At 38.3% G+C, this 15,565-nt stretch carries 9 protein-coding genes; 3 read left to right on the plus strand and 6 right to left on the minus strand.

The window, feature by feature from the left end; genetic code table 11:
* Positions 1–3: 3 nt before the first annotated feature.
* From UABAM_RS32230 to UABAM_RS32240, 3 genes are all read right to left on the minus strand, one after another.
* Positions 4–543: a hypothetical protein gene (locus UABAM_RS32230; protein ID WP_151972300.1), complete on the minus strand. Its 540-nt coding sequence runs from the start codon at positions 541–543 to the stop codon at positions 4–6.
* Positions 544–646: 103 nt separating this feature from the next.
* On the minus strand, positions 647–1,420 hold the full coding sequence (locus UABAM_RS32235; protein ID WP_151972302.1) for a restriction endonuclease subunit S domain-containing protein: 774 nt from the start codon (positions 1,418–1,420) through the stop codon (positions 647–649).
* Positions 1,417–6,273, minus strand: coding sequence for a serine/threonine-protein kinase (locus tag UABAM_RS32240; protein ID WP_173013704.1), 4,857 nt, complete (start codon positions 6,271–6,273; stop codon positions 1,417–1,419). Before UABAM_RS32240 ends, UABAM_RS32235 begins: the two co-directional genes overlap by 4 nt.
* A gap of 234 nt (positions 6,274–6,507) precedes the next feature.
* Between UABAM_RS32240 and UABAM_RS32245 the strand changes: the two genes are divergently transcribed.
* The 3 genes from UABAM_RS32245 (at position 6,508) to UABAM_RS32255 (ending at position 11,690) form a co-directional block, all read left to right on the plus strand.
* A complete protein-coding gene (locus UABAM_RS32245; protein WP_151972306.1) occupies positions 6,508–8,802 on the plus strand; it encodes a serine/threonine protein kinase in 2,295 nt (764 codons plus the stop codon).
* Between the two features lie 636 nt (positions 8,803–9,438).
* Entirely contained in the window at positions 9,439–10,935 is a 1,497-nt protein-coding gene (locus tag UABAM_RS32250) for a DeoR family transcriptional regulator (protein WP_151972308.1), read from the plus strand.
* Positions 10,936–11,330: 395 nt separating this feature from the next.
* Positions 11,331–11,690, plus strand: coding sequence for a hypothetical protein (locus UABAM_RS32255; RefSeq protein ID WP_151972310.1), 360 nt, complete (start codon positions 11,331–11,333; stop codon positions 11,688–11,690).
* 257 nt (positions 11,691–11,947) lie between these two features.
* Here the strand turns inward: UABAM_RS32255 and cmoB are convergent, their stop codons facing one another.
* From cmoB to UABAM_RS32270, 3 genes are read right to left on the minus strand one after another with little or no spacing between them, the layout of a single operon-like run.
* Entirely contained in the window at positions 11,948–12,907 is a 960-nt protein-coding gene (gene cmoB, locus UABAM_RS32260) for a tRNA 5-methoxyuridine(34)/uridine 5-oxyacetic acid(34) synthase CmoB (protein WP_151972312.1), read from the minus strand.
* Positions 12,901–13,596, minus strand: coding sequence for a carboxy-S-adenosyl-L-methionine synthase CmoA (gene cmoA / locus UABAM_RS32265; protein ID WP_151972314.1), 696 nt, complete (start codon positions 13,594–13,596; stop codon positions 12,901–12,903). The genes cmoB and cmoA overlap by 7 nt, the downstream gene beginning before the upstream one ends.
* Positions 13,597–13,612: 16 nt before the next feature.
* The gene (locus tag UABAM_RS32270) at positions 13,613–15,514 is read right to left on the minus strand and encodes a protein kinase family protein (protein ID WP_151972316.1); all 1,902 of its coding nucleotides are present in this window, start codon (positions 15,512–15,514) and stop codon (positions 13,613–13,615) included.
* Positions 15,515–15,565 lie beyond the last annotated feature (51 nt).

The raw sequence follows: 15,565 nt of genomic DNA on the forward strand, positions 1-15,565 counted from the left end.
ATATTAGACAGTCTTTTTTCTTTCGCTACCATTAAAGTAGCTGAGTACATCGTTTACTGGCTTACTACCAAAACCAACTAAGATACCGGCAACAACACAATCCAACAACCAGTAAGCGCCAGATGCCTGTAAATTTTTGTAGCCTTCCGCGAGACTAAAGAACGTTACACCCATCAATTTACTGATAATGAGACATAAAACGATACCGATTAGCATACCCAATACCATAAAACGACGCGATTTTGACTTTTTGCGATTGCTTACTTTTTGCAAAAGTTTTGCGCGTAATTTAACGACAGCCATCATATCATCGCCAAAGGTAAAATCTTCTCCATTGTCGATAATTTTAATATCCCCTGCTTGTGTTTGATGTAGTGTGTTGGCATACACTTTGTCAAGTAAACTGATCTTTTTCTCTGTCACTTTGATATCGGAAAAATTAAACCACGGAATATAGGCCTCAAGGAGTGGGCGTATAAATTCGATAATTTTTTGGACAACAAAAGATATCGTCCCTAATATAGTTGCGATTTGCGAAATCATCTCTTTCCTTTCATCTAAAGAATCTCGATCCTGGCTACCGAATTGATTTCGGAACGGGATCGGAAACGTTTGTAATTTTCTTTTATATATTAAAGCCTTCCACTTACAACTTTGCAAGCAAATTGGGATTGCTAATTACTCTAACAAGGCATGGCAATACTTCCGCAGTGATGATTTCTTTGCAAAAAACGTGATAAAAGTTTCTTTCTGCCGCAGCAATAATACGCGACAAACGATCGATATAGTTTGTTTTTAATAAGGACTGAACGCGCAGTATCATGGCTAAGTTCCAACGCAAGTGTTCGTCCTTACGATAAGGATATGGCAATGTTTGCAGATCTTTTATATTTTGCGCAATACGCTCGTTAATTTCTTCTATGATATCCCGAGCAATGTATTTACTGGGATGCAAAATGTCTTTCAGGGGAAGTAGTTCGGGAATTTTTTCGATACGTGCTATGGAAATATTTTTTCTCACCTTCGCTGTGGCCTCTTTGTATGCGGCTATTTGCTCAAACTTATTCAAACTGTTCATTATCGATTTCTGCAAGTATGTTTGCATATCTTTGTGAAGGGATTTTAGAGTTTTTTTGTGTTGCATGTGAAAAACTCCTGGAGTAATGGCTACAGGTTTGGACTGTTGTTTCTCATAGCGTTTGAGTGCGCTTTTCTTTGGTTGTTTGTCGATAAGAGCCGCCCACTCTGGCCAAGTGGCAACGTGTGTGGTCGCTTTTTTTTCCATCCATTTAAACAGGGGAACATTCTTAACACGACCTTTACTCTCCAAGCGAACGGTGAGTTGGCGAAACTCTTTTTGTTGTATATTTGTTTGTAGAACACGTTGTAGTTGCATTAAGGCGTTTTTTTTTGCTGTCATCGTGATCTTCTCTGTCTCAAAATTTGAAAAATATATGAATAGAAAGGATTTTGACTGATTTGTGGCGAATGTTGCTGAAAAGTATTCTCGATATCCTTTTGTGTTTTATGAGCAATACATCCATATATCTTATACAAAAGGCTATCTTTTTGTAAATTTAAACGCGAAAAATTTTTCAGATGTGTTTTGTCGTGAGCAAAAGAAAGTGCAAGAAGCGCATAGCCTAGCGCTTGCTTTTCGACAGGCATTTTTTTTATGAGAGCACTCGTTTGCAACGGTTTTGTGTCGTAGTTATATATAAATTGATACAACGATTTTTTATAGGACAGTTCGTCGTCTTTGACAAGCTGCTTTATGCCGCGTTCTATGATTTCAATGTGGATGTACTGGGTGTATACCGCTTTATTTTTGTCAATATGTGCAAATAGAGTATTTTTGTATTTCGTGCGGTATTTTTTATTTTTTGTCATATCGTATTTGGCGAGTATCGGTAAAATTTCATTTGCATTGCCATGGCTGTATGTTAAACCCCAATATATTTTTTCTAATTTGGCATAGGTTTTTGTCTTGGCGATGGCAGTGGACGCATAGTGGTGCAGTTGACGATGTTTATGGACCAAGGCATCGTATTTTTGCCATAACGCTTCAAATTGCAATACGGATTTTTTGATACAATTTCGTACGATACGGTGTATATCATTTTTATTATTTGTGTGTAGTGCGACCATGAGTTGCAAAAATTCAATTTCCATACTTTGCGGATATAATTTGTGTAATTTTGATAGTTGTTGTTGTGCTTTGGACCAATTACGTTGCTGTAAGAGGTCATGAATCGCATGTAGGGAATTTGTATCGTTTCGCCTATTGTTACGCTGTGACATGTGTGGCAAAGATTTGCTTTGTTGTAAATCATGGAGAAACTTTCGCGTATAAGAATCATAGCACAAAATTACCTGCTTACGCTTTTTTTCGAACCAGTTATATACACAAACTAACCGTCTTTCTTCATTGATGTAGATAAATTCGTTTTTGCCGTTATTGTCCAGGTCCGCGATATGTAGCTTACTACCACTGATGATTCCTTGATGAGAAACGTGGTCGTAAGAGTATCCCTGTGCATTTACTTTGGCAATCGTAAAAGTACTACCCGTTACATATAGCCTATTGTGTTTTTGATCCATGATCATGTAACGGTAATCTGGGTTGTGTCGCATCCATTTGATATGACCACTTTGTGGATGAAGAGCGATGAGTTTTCCGCGGATCGTTGTGCAAACGTACTCTTTGTCTCCGTTATTGTCGATGTCTATTAGATAGCCAGCACTAATCATGGAGCATGGTATTTTCTTTTGCCACTGAATCCTCCCTGTGGTCCCATTGACACAAGATACAACACCTTGCTTCTGTCCCACAATAATAGTTTGGTGATGAGTTTGAATTGCCGGACCTTCGCTCTGTGGTCCCAGAAACGTTTTCCATTTTGTTTTACCTGTTTTGTCAATCGCGTATAAACCTTGGCTTGATAACAAAATGCACTCTACATTACCGTCCCCGTCCACATCCGCGAAGTGTGGCTTGGTTTGTATATTTCCAATATTTTTGCTCCACAGAAGTTTTCCGGTGGTTGCTTTAAGACACACAATCCCTCCAAAAAATAAGCCACTGTATATCTCTTTGGTCCCGTCGCGATCTTGGTCGCTTACCGCAATCACATTGTGCACACTTGACGGAGTGTCGGAAACGTTACTCTCCCATACTTTTTTACCATTCTTCAATAGTGTGATGACTTTATCATGATGCACAACAACTTCTTCCCCAGAATCATCTAATATATTTGCGGCAGTAATGGAAGCATTTCCCGGTATTTTTGTGGTGTAATTCCATAATTCTTGCCAATTTTGCGCGTCAAACGCTTGAATGTTACCTGCCGCATTGGCAACGATAACTTGCTGGTTGATGGGAGCAACACAAAATTGATTAAAGCGTGTGTTTTCGTCGACGACATGTGTTTTGTCGATGAAACAAGAAAAGCAGTATATGGTTTTCGCGGAAAGGCAGACAATATCTAGTATGTTGTCGTTATTGGTATCGACAAAAACGCAGCCTAGAATTCTTTCAGGTAACTTTAGCACAACGGATTTTTGTTGTGATTTATAGTTGGAAATTGTCACGACGTGATCAAAGACACAAACGACTTCGGCGATACCATCTTTGTTGATATCCAGAATGTATTTCTTCATGTCATTGCGCGTAAACGCTACGTCTTTCGGGTCCCACATCATATATTTTATACGGCGTTTTTTTGTATCGAAAGCATATAGTTTGTCGCTAAATAAAATGATTTCATCGTTGTTGTCGTTATCAATATCAAAAAATTGCGGTTCATCAAAGTAGGTACTGTCACTTTGATGAATGATGCGTCGTTGCGCGTTTATTTTTTGTAAACTAAGGCCTTGTGATGGATAAAACAGCGTGTATAGATTTTCTTTGGCGTTGTAATCCATGGCGGGGGAGTGCCCTGAAATTTTCGCAAGTGGACGCAGATGACCATTTCTTACATTTATAGAAATCACACCGCTCAGTTTTTGTTTCATATAGTTTCCTTGGGTCACAATAATTTCATTGGCCAAACGAAAACGCGGGTTACATATGCGGCGTGCTATAAACTGATTTTGCCACAATACTTTTTGGTGAAAAATATCATGACAAGTGGCTCCTTGGTAGCGCGGAAATAAAATTAAATCGGGATACACATCGTCGTTGGCGTTGGCAAAAACGAATTCCCTCCCCCACCAATTTTGTAGATGGAATAGTCGCTGTTGTGTCTTGCCATCGATAATAGAAAACTCCGTATAGTGTGCCCAAACAATGTCATCGGTACCATCTCTATTGACATCGAGTATGGTGATTTTTCCAGTGCTGTGTATTTCTGGCAAGTTGCTGGTGATTTTCCACAGCTGTTTTTGCTCTTTTAAACTAAAGCAGTACAGGTCCCCATTTTTATCTCCGTAAATAAGTTCAGCAAATCCATCTTTATCTATATCAGAGCTGGCAATGGCGATGGCAAGTGGTTGTTGAAAAATAGTGTTTGTCCACATCAACATCGGAATCAAATGTATGTTGTGATGAAAGATTTTGTCATGGAGAATTTCCGTTTGCACGGTGTACGAAAAATAGTTTTGTTTAGAAAATGTAATTGTGTATTTCCCAATGTTCAGGGCATGATTGCGAATAGGGGCCACGAGTTCGATGGGAGATTGCATATCTTTACGTAGGGAAACGTGAACGTTTTCCAGAACTGAACCCAGAGATATAAAGCCCTTTTTGGTCACGAGCGTTTCTTTGATGACGTCTTTTTCGCCAGGATAAATTCGTTTGTGAATCGCTTTTTGTTGATAAGAGGGTGAGGTAAATACAAACTTCTTGAATCCGGCACTTATTTTGACAAATTTGTTCGGTGGAACAGCGACGCCATTGACGCGAATTTTGGCGTCGGTGACAACTTGTTGTTGAGAATTGTGTACGATAATTTTAATATAGGCCGCGGCAAAAAAAGAACGATGCATAAGGTAGCCAATGAGAAGTAAAAGAGCACAAACCGTTATGGCAAAACTTTTGCGTTTTTTTATATTTTGCCACTGAACATACAAACGGCTTCTGCGCTTTGCGGCGATGACTTCTCCCTTGAGAAAACTATCAATATCTGCGGCAAATTTTGCGGCGGTTACGTAGCGTTTTTGCGGAGATTTTTCCACCGCTTTTAGACATATGGTTTCTAAGTCAACAGATAGACGCGGATTGCGGGTGCGTGGTGGAATGGGCGGCACGTTGAGTATTTCGTACATCAAATTCATAGTATTTTTGCCAAGAACAAGATTTTTGCCGGTGAGTAATTCGTATAAAATAGCTCCCAGTGCATAGACATCGGTTTGTTTACCGACGATTTTTTTCCCTTGAAACTGTTCCGGAGCCATATAACGCGGTGTCCCGACAATTTCACCTGTTTTGGTTAGGTCGTTCTTGGCATCGGTATTTTTTGCGATTCCAAAATCCATGACAATCGCACGCCTGGTTTTGTTTTCAATCATAATATTGTCAGGCTTTAAGTCACGATGAATCACTTTTTGATTATGAGCATAGTGAATCGCATTGGCAACATCGCGCAAAATTTCTAGGCCGTGGCGAACACTAAGGCGTCGGCTTTTTAAATGTTCGGTCAACGGTTTGCCATCGACAAAATCCATGACAATATAGTTTTTTTCGGGACAAATTTCGTGAACAGCAATGATATTTTGGTGTTTTAGCTTGGCGGTAATCTGCGCTTCTTGGAGAAAACGCTTTTTTATTTTGTCATTCTCTCCATGCATTTTTTTTATAGCAACATATCGTTGTAGCTTGGAATCGTAGGCTTTATAGACCGTCGCCATCCCGCCACTTCCCAATTTTTCTATAATCTGGTAATAGTCAAAATCTAGATTTTTGTTACTAGACTCCATACGCAAAAGGAGTTGCGCCACTTTCTTTTCGTCGTCATTATAAAATTGTTCGTTCTGTTGAATGGTGGTTTGCAAATCATTCAGAGTAACACCCACATGTGAAAAAAAAGATTGGACTTTGTTGCTCTTCATTGCATGGAAACTGCGACTTAAAACGTTTTCTGCCTGCGGAACATTGATTTTATTTACCGAGATTAATTTTTGTAGTATCTGATCCTGTAACATCATAAAGTGAATGGCCTGCTTTTGCTGTGGCGAAAGTGTTTCCACTAAATGACAATACGACGCTTCATTACACACGGGCGCATCGACAAACTTTAGCGATTGGGCATAGTAAATAAATTTTTTGCGATCCATACGAAAATTCCTAACCATTGACTGTTGTTTTTTACTTAATTATTTTCATTATATTTTTAAAATAAAAAAAATGCAAAAATATTTTGGTTTTGTTAAGGGGATTGTATGAGTTTTTTACATAAGGCAACTTGGGATTTCGCTACGGTACGAAAAAAGAGTATAATTGGTTGTAACGATAGGTAAGTATGCTATTGCATTCGCAATGCGAATAAACTCACATGGCTGGGGAAATAAATGGACATAGATAAAAAATGGAAAGCACTCATTGGTTTAGACAACGAAAATGCAACGGCTACCTACAAAGGTAGTGGTAGTTTACCGGAGGAAACGCTGGCAACGCTGATGGGAACGGTGGGCAGTGACAAAACCGTAAAGCAAAACATTCATGTGCCGTCGACAAACTACACATTGTCATCGAAAATCGCTCAAGGAGGCATGGGAATTGTCTTTCGCGGTCGGCAAACAAATCTACAGCGCGATATTGCCATAAAACAAAGTATCAGTACCGATAAGAACCGCGAGGGAAAGTTTATTGCGGAATCGGTGATGACGGCTTACCTGAACCATCCGAATATTGTACCTGTTCATGATTTAGGTCGTAATGAAGACGGACATGTTTTTTTGGCAATGAAATTAGTCGGGGGTGTCGAGTGGAAAGAGATTATCTATACACAAGACACTGACAAAAAATATAGTTTAGAGAAGCATTTAAAAATTTTGCTAAACGTATGTAATGCTGTGGCTTTTGCTCATAGTAAGAATATTGTGCATAACGACCTCAAACCATCAAATGTTATGATTGGCGAGTTTGGCGAGGTGCTCGTTATGGATTGGGGAATTGCCGTAGACATCGCAGCAAAACCACGAACAAACATGTTGCATAAATCACATGTCGAAAGTCCTATGGGAACTCCAGCATATATACCTTATGAATTGGCCAATGGACAAGGTGAAGATATCGGTCCCTGGACAGATACGTATTTGCTCGGTGGTATTCTGTATGAAATTTTGATGAAACAACCACCACATCGAGGTAATCCACTAGAGGCAATTATGTCCTGTAGTTTAGGAAAAGCGCCTAGCTACGACGAGTCCATTCCACTAGAATTACGTAATATATGTAACAAAGCTTTGTCTCGCGATATAAAAGAACGTTATCCCAATGTTGCGGAATTCAAGCATGCGATTGAAAATTTCCTACAGCATCGCGAAAGTTTGATACTTACCGAAAAAGCCGATCATATCTTAGATGAAATCACTACTTATTTAGAAGAACAAAAACAAGGGCGTTTGTTGTTAGCAAAACTCAAGTACATCTTTTTTGATATTCCCGGTCGCATGTTATTTCCTTTCTTCTGGTATTACAGTAATATGTTAGGGAAATGTATTTTTGCTATTTATATTGCGCTGTTTTCTTTTTATTCTTTTTATTTTGAAGACGAGAGTCTTCTCCTTTCTGTTTTAGTGGGCATACCATGTCTTTTTATTGTTTCCAATGTAGTTTTTGTTCTATGGCAATTTATCAAAGCCGTTTGTTTTAAGAAAGAGATAGGTGTTTTACCCAGTAGATTAAACGCGATGAATCGCAATTACTTGTACGCCAATTTAATCAAGGCGATAACGCTATACGAGAGAAGTATCGAAATATGGAGTGGCAACGAGCACGCAACGGAAAAGAAACGTTATGCACATGCTAAGTTTGCCGATATTGCATTGCAGTGTAAAGATTCAGGATTAGCCGAAACGCATTTACAAGTTTTAAAAGGCATCGAGGACCCGTACGTTGCGGAAATTCGCGATCGTTTAATTCGCGTTAAAGTCGAAGAAAAGAGTGATCGCACTGCGCTGGCAATGAGTAAGTTTTTGATGGCCGCCATTGTGTATATTTGTGTTTTTTTTGTCATAGTATTTCTAATATTTTGGGAATATATTATGCAGATGAGCTCTTTTTCTACCAATGAAAATGAGGCAATTGCGTTGTTACAATCTTACGCGACAAAACAACAAATCTTTCGCGCCGAGGTACACTGTGATCAGAACAACAATGACCGTGGAGAATATGGTTTTCTACAAGAACTCGCAGGGGTGACAGCAATACGCGGTAAACAACATTCTTTAGCTCCACGTCTCATTGCCGAAGAGAAACAGCGGTTTTTCACAAACAAAAACTACTACTTTTATTGTTACCTTCCTGGTGAAAACGAGGTGATGACTGAAGACGACGTCCAAACTCTGAAGAGTGACAGCGCAATTATTACCGATCAGGAAAGACGCTTTGTCATTTACGCATGGCCTAAAGAAAGAGGTAAAACAGGCCACAGGGCCTTTGCGGTAAATGAAAGTGGTTTTATCCTCGCCACAAAAGAGCATAGTTATAGTGGTGATAAGATACCAAAGGCAAACGCGGCATATAATGAAAATTCTGCGCCTACAAATAAGCTGGAAGGAACATGGTGTGTTGGGGTGGGAGCGGATGGCAACAACTGGAAGCACGTTGTTTTGAATAAAGATGATGACTACTCTGATTAGGACTGTCATATAACGACTCGATTTTGGTGTCAGACTCGATTCTCAATTTGGGTGTCAGACTCAATTTGGGGTGTTGGGTGTCAGACTCGATTTGCGCTTTAAAAAAATTCGTGCCAGACTCTAAAATTTGGTCACTCGTAAAATTGGTGCCAGACTCAGCAATAAATTGGTGCCATTCAGTTAAACTAAGGTCACTCAGTCTGAACTCTCTGCAGAATCTGATATCATTTACACAATTTGTAAATTGTTTTTTTTCCTTGATTGATACGTAAAACTTTATTCTTATTTAGAAGGTCAGCTATTAAAATTGGTGCCAGACTCAGCAATAAATTCAATTTGGGTGTCAGACTCGGTGTGCCATGAACTCTCGGTGTGCCATGAACTCTCGGTGTGCCATGAACTTTATGAAAGTTAATGAACCACATACGGAATTACAAAGGATGATCGAAAAACGTCAATACAACCTTTATAAAGTATACATTTGATATTATAAACTTGTTATATTTTTGATTGGATTTCCTTGACATAGAAACTAAAATTAATATGATATAGTGATTGGGAAAAGATACTACAGTTACTGTATAATCGTAGTTTCTTTGTTATAAACTTGTTATATTTTTGATTGGATAACTGTTCGTGCAAGTAAAACTAGTCCGTAATATTTGGCAACATTGGGGTTTTAATGGAAACCCATTTGATACCAATGCTCTGACCTTACACTCAAAGCTACTCCCTATTAGCAAGGCTTTTGTTGGACGTTCGATGAGCTCTAATGAATCGACACAATTACTCAATGTCATACGTAATTCAGGCGGGGGACGAGCTATTGTGGAAGGGCATATTGGAGTTGGAAAAACGACACTGGTCAACTATCATCGATATTTGTGGGAACAAGAAGCTGAAGATAAACTCTTTACCCCAATAAAAGAAATATCTGTGTATGGGAAAACTACTGCAAAGAGTTTACTCGTAGAAATTTTAGGGCACATATCCAGCAAAATGCTACTGTTGGCACAAGAAAAGAAAATAAAGAAAAGTCAACAACTAAAGAAAATTCGTTTCTTGTATGACATTTTCTACCGCGAATCACATGATATACAAGGTAACATATTTGGATGTGGCATAAGTTATAATCGCCAAACACAATTAAATATACCAGACTTAACGGAAAGTCAATTGATTGGTTATTTAATGGACATCATAAGAGAAATTCAAGAGTTAGGGTATGGCGGAATTTTCCTCCATTTTGATAATTTAGAGTTACTATCTAGTGATGATTTGAAAAAATGTAAAATGCTATTCGAAGAAATACGAGATATTTTACTTCTTCCAGATATATACTATATCTTTGTTGCGCGTAAGGGATTCTTTAGTCAAGTTATTTCACCTTCAGAAAGAGTTAGTAGTATCATGGGATGGCCCATTCAAGTACCACCTCTCACCTATCAAGAAGTTATCGAGGCTATAAACACTCGTTACGCACTACTTTCAATAGAACAAGGTAAAGAAATTAAACCTGTCGAAAATAGTTTTATAAAATACTTGTATGAGCTTCATAAAGGCAAAATCAGATTTGTTATGGATAGTATCGCACGAGTTGTTTTAAGTTATCCATACAAAAAATACAAGACTTTAAAAAAAGAAGAAGCAATTAAATTTTTAACTAAAATTATTAAGCAAAAAACCAATACCCTATCAAGACAAGAGTTAGTTATTCTATCAGAAATGATAAAGCAAAGTGAATTTTCAAATAAAAGTGTTACAACCAGTCTCGGGTTACAACCATCAAATGTTTCGATGTATTTCAAGAGGCTACTTGAAGAAAACTTTATCTACTTAGTACGTAAAGATGGAACGAAGAACATATACAGCATACGTGAAGAATTGACTGTTTTAAAAAATAAAATACACTTAAAGATAGAAGATAAAAAATATAACAAAAAAGAAGCAAGAAAAACGACAATGGCATCTTATATAAAAAAGCATTGTAAAATTACAGTTTCTTGTTATCAAGATATCGCAAAAGTATCAGAAGCAACTGCAAGAAGAGACTTACAAGAATATGTAAAGGATGGGCTTCTGCAAAAGAAAGGTAAAGGACGGGCAACTATTTACATAACTGTAGATAGCTAAAATTACTTTAGCTCCAAGCCAATGACGCTTCGGAAATCTTGGGGTACGCTACTGTTCAATGGCTGAGTCTGGCACCGATTTTGAAAAAGTTAATTGCCGAGGAGGTGACAATGAAACCAATTGAAATTGTTAATGAAGGTGAAGAAAAAGCCTATAGTCCTGAAGGTGTAGACTTGACTCTTATTCGTTAGATGAAGTCTCTCACTCCTACGGAAAGACTTCAATATTTACAAGATCATATAAATGTAATGCAAAGGTTACAAAGTGCAACAAAAATCAACTAATTTCTTTCGTATATTTGAAATTCTAAATAAGCATAATGTGGAATATATTGTTATTGGTGGAGTAAGTGCTGTAATTAATGGTGCTCCAGTAACAACTTTTGATTTGATTTAGTGCATAATCGAGACCCACAAAATTTACAGAGTCTTGAAAAAGCATTAGATGAGCTAAACACCTCCTACAGAACAAGGCGCGGTATAGTTATAAAACCTGATGTTTCTGGCCTTGCGTCTTCAGGGCACCATTTATTGACTACAGATGAAGGACTTCTTGATTTACTGGGAACCTTTGGTAATGGACAAGACTACAATGACCTTTTACCAAATTCTCATTTAATGCAAATAGGAGAAATACAAGTTCGCGTTCAAAGTCTACAAAGCCTGATTGAACTAAAAAAAGAAATTGGTAGAGAAAAAGATAAAGCTGTTCTTCCCATACTCATCCAGACACTTAAAGAGCATAAAAACGATTAGCATAAAACCATTGCATTTATCCAAACCGCTTCCTAATAATCCGTATACTTCCCAAACATTTTTCACCTGTTTCTGAAACATATATACATAATACACGTATTTTTTTTATGTCTACTACATATGTCAAATACTTGCAATATCAAGGGAGGAAGTGCCAAATGTTTTTTTTGAAAGTCTTTCGCTTTTTTTGACAGATGAAACAGAATAGATAGAATAATCACAATCTATCGTTGGAAATCGCTTTGAATGATACTTAACTATTTTTTCGTGGCAATAAATATAGCTCGCTTGGGGGCGGGGTAGCCTTCGATGGTTTTACTGGTGTCTTGTGGATCGAGAAAGTCGCGTAGTGATTCAAACGTCATCCACTTCGTTGCGCGTTGTTCATGTAATGACGTAGTGCTAACGTCGACGAGTTCGATATCAATAAAACCACAGCGCTTTAACCACGCTTCTAATGTAAGGCAGCTCGGGATAAACCATACATTGCGCATTTTTGCGTAGCGTTTTTCTGGAAGTAAGGTTTGTCCATTTTCGCCGTCGATGACTAGAGTTTCTAGTATGAGTTGTCCGTGGTGTTTTAGGCATGACTTCAGATGATAAAGGTGATCAATTGGTGAACGGCGATGATACAACACTCCCATGGAAAAAACGCTGTCAAATGCTCGCAAATCCATAGGCACATCTTCTATTTTTAGAGGTAAAACATAGGCCGGTACTTGTGGTAAATATTTGGCAAATATTTGGTACTGCATTATATATAGTGGCAATGGATCTATTCCCACCACTAAGTTGGCACCACTACCGGCCATACGCCAGCAATGATAACCATTTCCACATCCCACATCGAGAATGGTTTTTTGTTTTAGGGAAATCGCGTTTTTGATGCGATCCCACTTCCAATCGGAGCGCCACTCGGTATCTATGTGCGTTTGAAATAGAGAAAAGGGGCCTTTGCGCCATGGGTGAAACTGTGACAGTAACTCGCGTAAGAACTCTGTATCGGTAAAATTTCCGTCTATGGTGACGGAGTCTTTTAGATCCACAGAGGTTATGTTTACATCGGGAAGTTTTTCCAAAGCGGAGCGCCACTTGATGATGTTGCTATTTTGCGAAGGATCTAAGGCACGATTTACTGTTTGTGGTAAATGTGAGAGCCAGTTTTGTAGGCGATCGTCGTCGTTTAGTGTATCGTATAGGTTTTGGTAGTTTAGCATTTTTGACTGAAAAAAGAGACAAAGTTAAAGCATTGGAACCACAGTTCGTTTTTTGTAAAACCGACGCTGTGTAAACGTTGTAAATGTTCGTCTTTACTATCTAGTAGCATAAAATTTTGTAGGGCGCGTTTTTTTTGTTCTATTTCTAGTTGCGAGTATCCCTGGTCTTTTTTAAAACTTTGGTGTAGATCTATTTGTAGCGTTGAGTTTTGTATTTTCTCCGAGAGAATGAATATACCTTGTGGATGTAAACCAGCGTATATTTTTTCCAATAACTGTTGGCGTTTTTCGCGGGGAATAAACTGTAGAGTGAAGTTCATGATCACCACGGAAGCGTTTTCTATCTTCGTTTTACACACATCCTCACAAATGACTTGAATATCGGATAATCCTTGGAGATTTTTTTGCGCACTTTGCACCATTTCTTCCGAGCTATCTACGGCAATAATTGGTGTCGCGCACTTTTGGCGAATGGCATTAGAGACTTTACCTAATGAACACCCTAAGTCGTAAATGGAGGTGTTTGGTTGTACATAGTTGTTTGCCATCATGGAAATCATTTGCACAATGGTCAGGTAGCCGGGAACAGAACGTGTGATCATATTGTCGAAAACATCAACCACCTCTTTGTCAAACCGGAAGCGTTCGATTTTTTTTCGTGGAGAACTATAAATATTATCGTAGGTCATATATCGGGAATTCTAGTTATTTAATTTGCAATGAATGAAACGTTGCAAGGTCTTTTGCGGCGAGTTGTTCTTTGCCTAGTTGTTTGTATGCTGCGGCACGTTTGTTGTAAAAGCGCGCTTCTTGCGGTTTTAACTCTATTGCTGTTGAGTAGTGATCCACTGCGGTTGCGTAATTTTTTTGTCTAAAGAAACTCAGGGCTATGTGAAAGTGAATTTTCGCTTTTTCGTCTATGGTTGTGGCTTGTTTTAAGGCCTGTTTATAGTAATAAATCGCTTTGGTATGCTGTCGTGTTGCATAAAAGATATCGGCCATGCCGACCGCTGCTAGGGTAAAAGTGGGTTGAATTTTTAGTGCTTTTTTAAAGCAGGATATCGCTTCGTTGTAGCTCAGTAAATACGCATAACAGTTTCCAAGCGCATAGTATATCTCTGCATTTGGGGTGATTTCTAACATTTTTTCGTAGTGATGAATTGCTTTGGTGTATTCACCAAATATTTTATAGCATGCGGCTAGATCGCGATGTAGTTGTGCATTGTTTTTTTCTTTTTGCATTATCTTTTGTAGAACACGCATCGTTTCTAAATATCTTTTTTGCACGAATAACTTTTTGGCAGTGGTGTATTGTGGTTTTTCTGTGACGCCTTCATTGGTGTTTTGTTTAGGTGCCGCTAAAATTAACCAACAAGATATTACCACGTTGAGGATAACAAGTGCTGAAAGTGTCATTTTGCGGCCTTGGGTCGCTTTTTGCAAATTTGGCAATTCATATTGTATGCGATTCGTTAGTTTTTTATTTTTTTTGGGTGGTGTTTCTTCATTGATGGGAATGTCATCTGCCGGTATTTCAATATCAATGTTGTCGATATCGAGAACTAGAGACGTTATCTCTTCTTTTTCCTGTAGCTGTACCTCTTTTCCCGAAAGATCTATTTGTGGTTGAAAACCCAAAGGTTTTTGTAAAAGAGTATTGTCGTTATTTATGACGGCAAAGTAACAGCGAGCTAACTGCATCGCCATTTCTTCGGCGCTCACCCATCTTTCTTTGTCATTTTTTTCCATAGCACGCTTTATAACATTTGATATGTACTTGCGTAGATCTTTGTCGATGTCTCTGCTATTGATTACCTTCTCGAGAATGAGTGGGTTGTGACTACCAACCATATAGCAACAACTAAAAGGATTGTCGGAGTAAAAGGGCGACTTTTTGTTATTGGCAAATAGCTGATAACAAATGGTTCCCAGTGAAAAAACGTTGCTACGGTCACTCTGGCGGCCCTCTGTTTGCTCAGGGCTTAAATACATAACCGACTCATCTACTTTATTGCGTAAAGTAATACGGAGGTTTTTTTTATTCGAAGGGTTTTCAAGGCCATGATATAGTATTTTTATTTGATTCATTTGCTGATTGATCATGATATTGGCAGGTTTCATGTCGCGAAGTATAATTCCTGCTTTGTTAAGAACGTTGACGCCATTGGCGATGTTGTAGGCGATGGCGATGCGATCTGGCCATGAAAATTTTCTCTCTTCGGCGAGTATTTCTTTTAATGACAAACCTTCGGCAAATTCAAAAACAATGGCAATTTTATCTCCGCAATCAATTAATTCGCGTGCCTTGACAATATTAGGGTGGTTGATATGGCTGAGGAAGTTATATTCCCAAGACAAGTAGTCGCGAAATTCATTATCTGTGGCGTCAAATTCTCTAATAAGCACAGGTGTGGTCGTTTGTTGGTCAATAGCGCGATATAAATTTGCAATTCCACTATCTTGAAGTTTATATTCGATATAGTAGTTGTGAAAATTTTTTCTTACACGAATATATTCTTGCTTGGCTTTCTGGGGAGACTGTATCGTGTTTACCTGAGTAACACGCGGTTGCAGTGTGTTCGATTCGCTACTATTGTTTTCCGACATACTTTTACATATTCCTATGTTTTATGAATAAATTAGAACTGAATTTGTTTG

This window comes from Candidatus Uabimicrobium amorphum (assembly GCF_009002475.1).
Taxonomy (GTDB): Bacteria; Planctomycetota; Uabimicrobiia; order Uabimicrobiales; family Uabimicrobiaceae; genus Uabimicrobium; species Uabimicrobium amorphum.

Bases quoted from the DNA above. Each gene is read 5' to 3' on its own strand.
- UABAM_RS32245 (WP_151972306.1), top strand. From the start codon at position 6,508: ATGGACATAGATAAAAAATGGAAAGCACTCATTGGTTTAGACAACGAA.
- UABAM_RS32270 (WP_151972316.1), bottom strand. From the start codon at position 15,514: ATGTCGGAAAACAATAGTAGCGAATCGAACACACTGCAACCGCGTGTT.
- UABAM_RS32235 (WP_151972302.1), bottom strand. From the start codon at position 1,420: ATGACAGCAAAAAAAAACGCCTTAATGCAACTACAACGTGTTCTACAA.
- UABAM_RS32240 (WP_173013704.1), bottom strand. From the start codon at position 6,273: ATGGATCGCAAAAAATTTATTTACTATGCCCAATCGCTAAAGTTTGTC.
- cmoB (WP_151972312.1), bottom strand. From the start codon at position 12,907: ATGCTAAACTACCAAAACCTATACGATACACTAAACGACGACGATCGC.
- UABAM_RS32230 (WP_151972300.1), bottom strand. From the start codon at position 543: ATGATTTCGCAAATCGCAACTATATTAGGGACGATATCTTTTGTTGTC.
- cmoA (WP_151972314.1), bottom strand. From the start codon at position 13,596: ATGACCTACGATAATATTTATAGTTCTCCACGAAAAAAAATCGAACGC.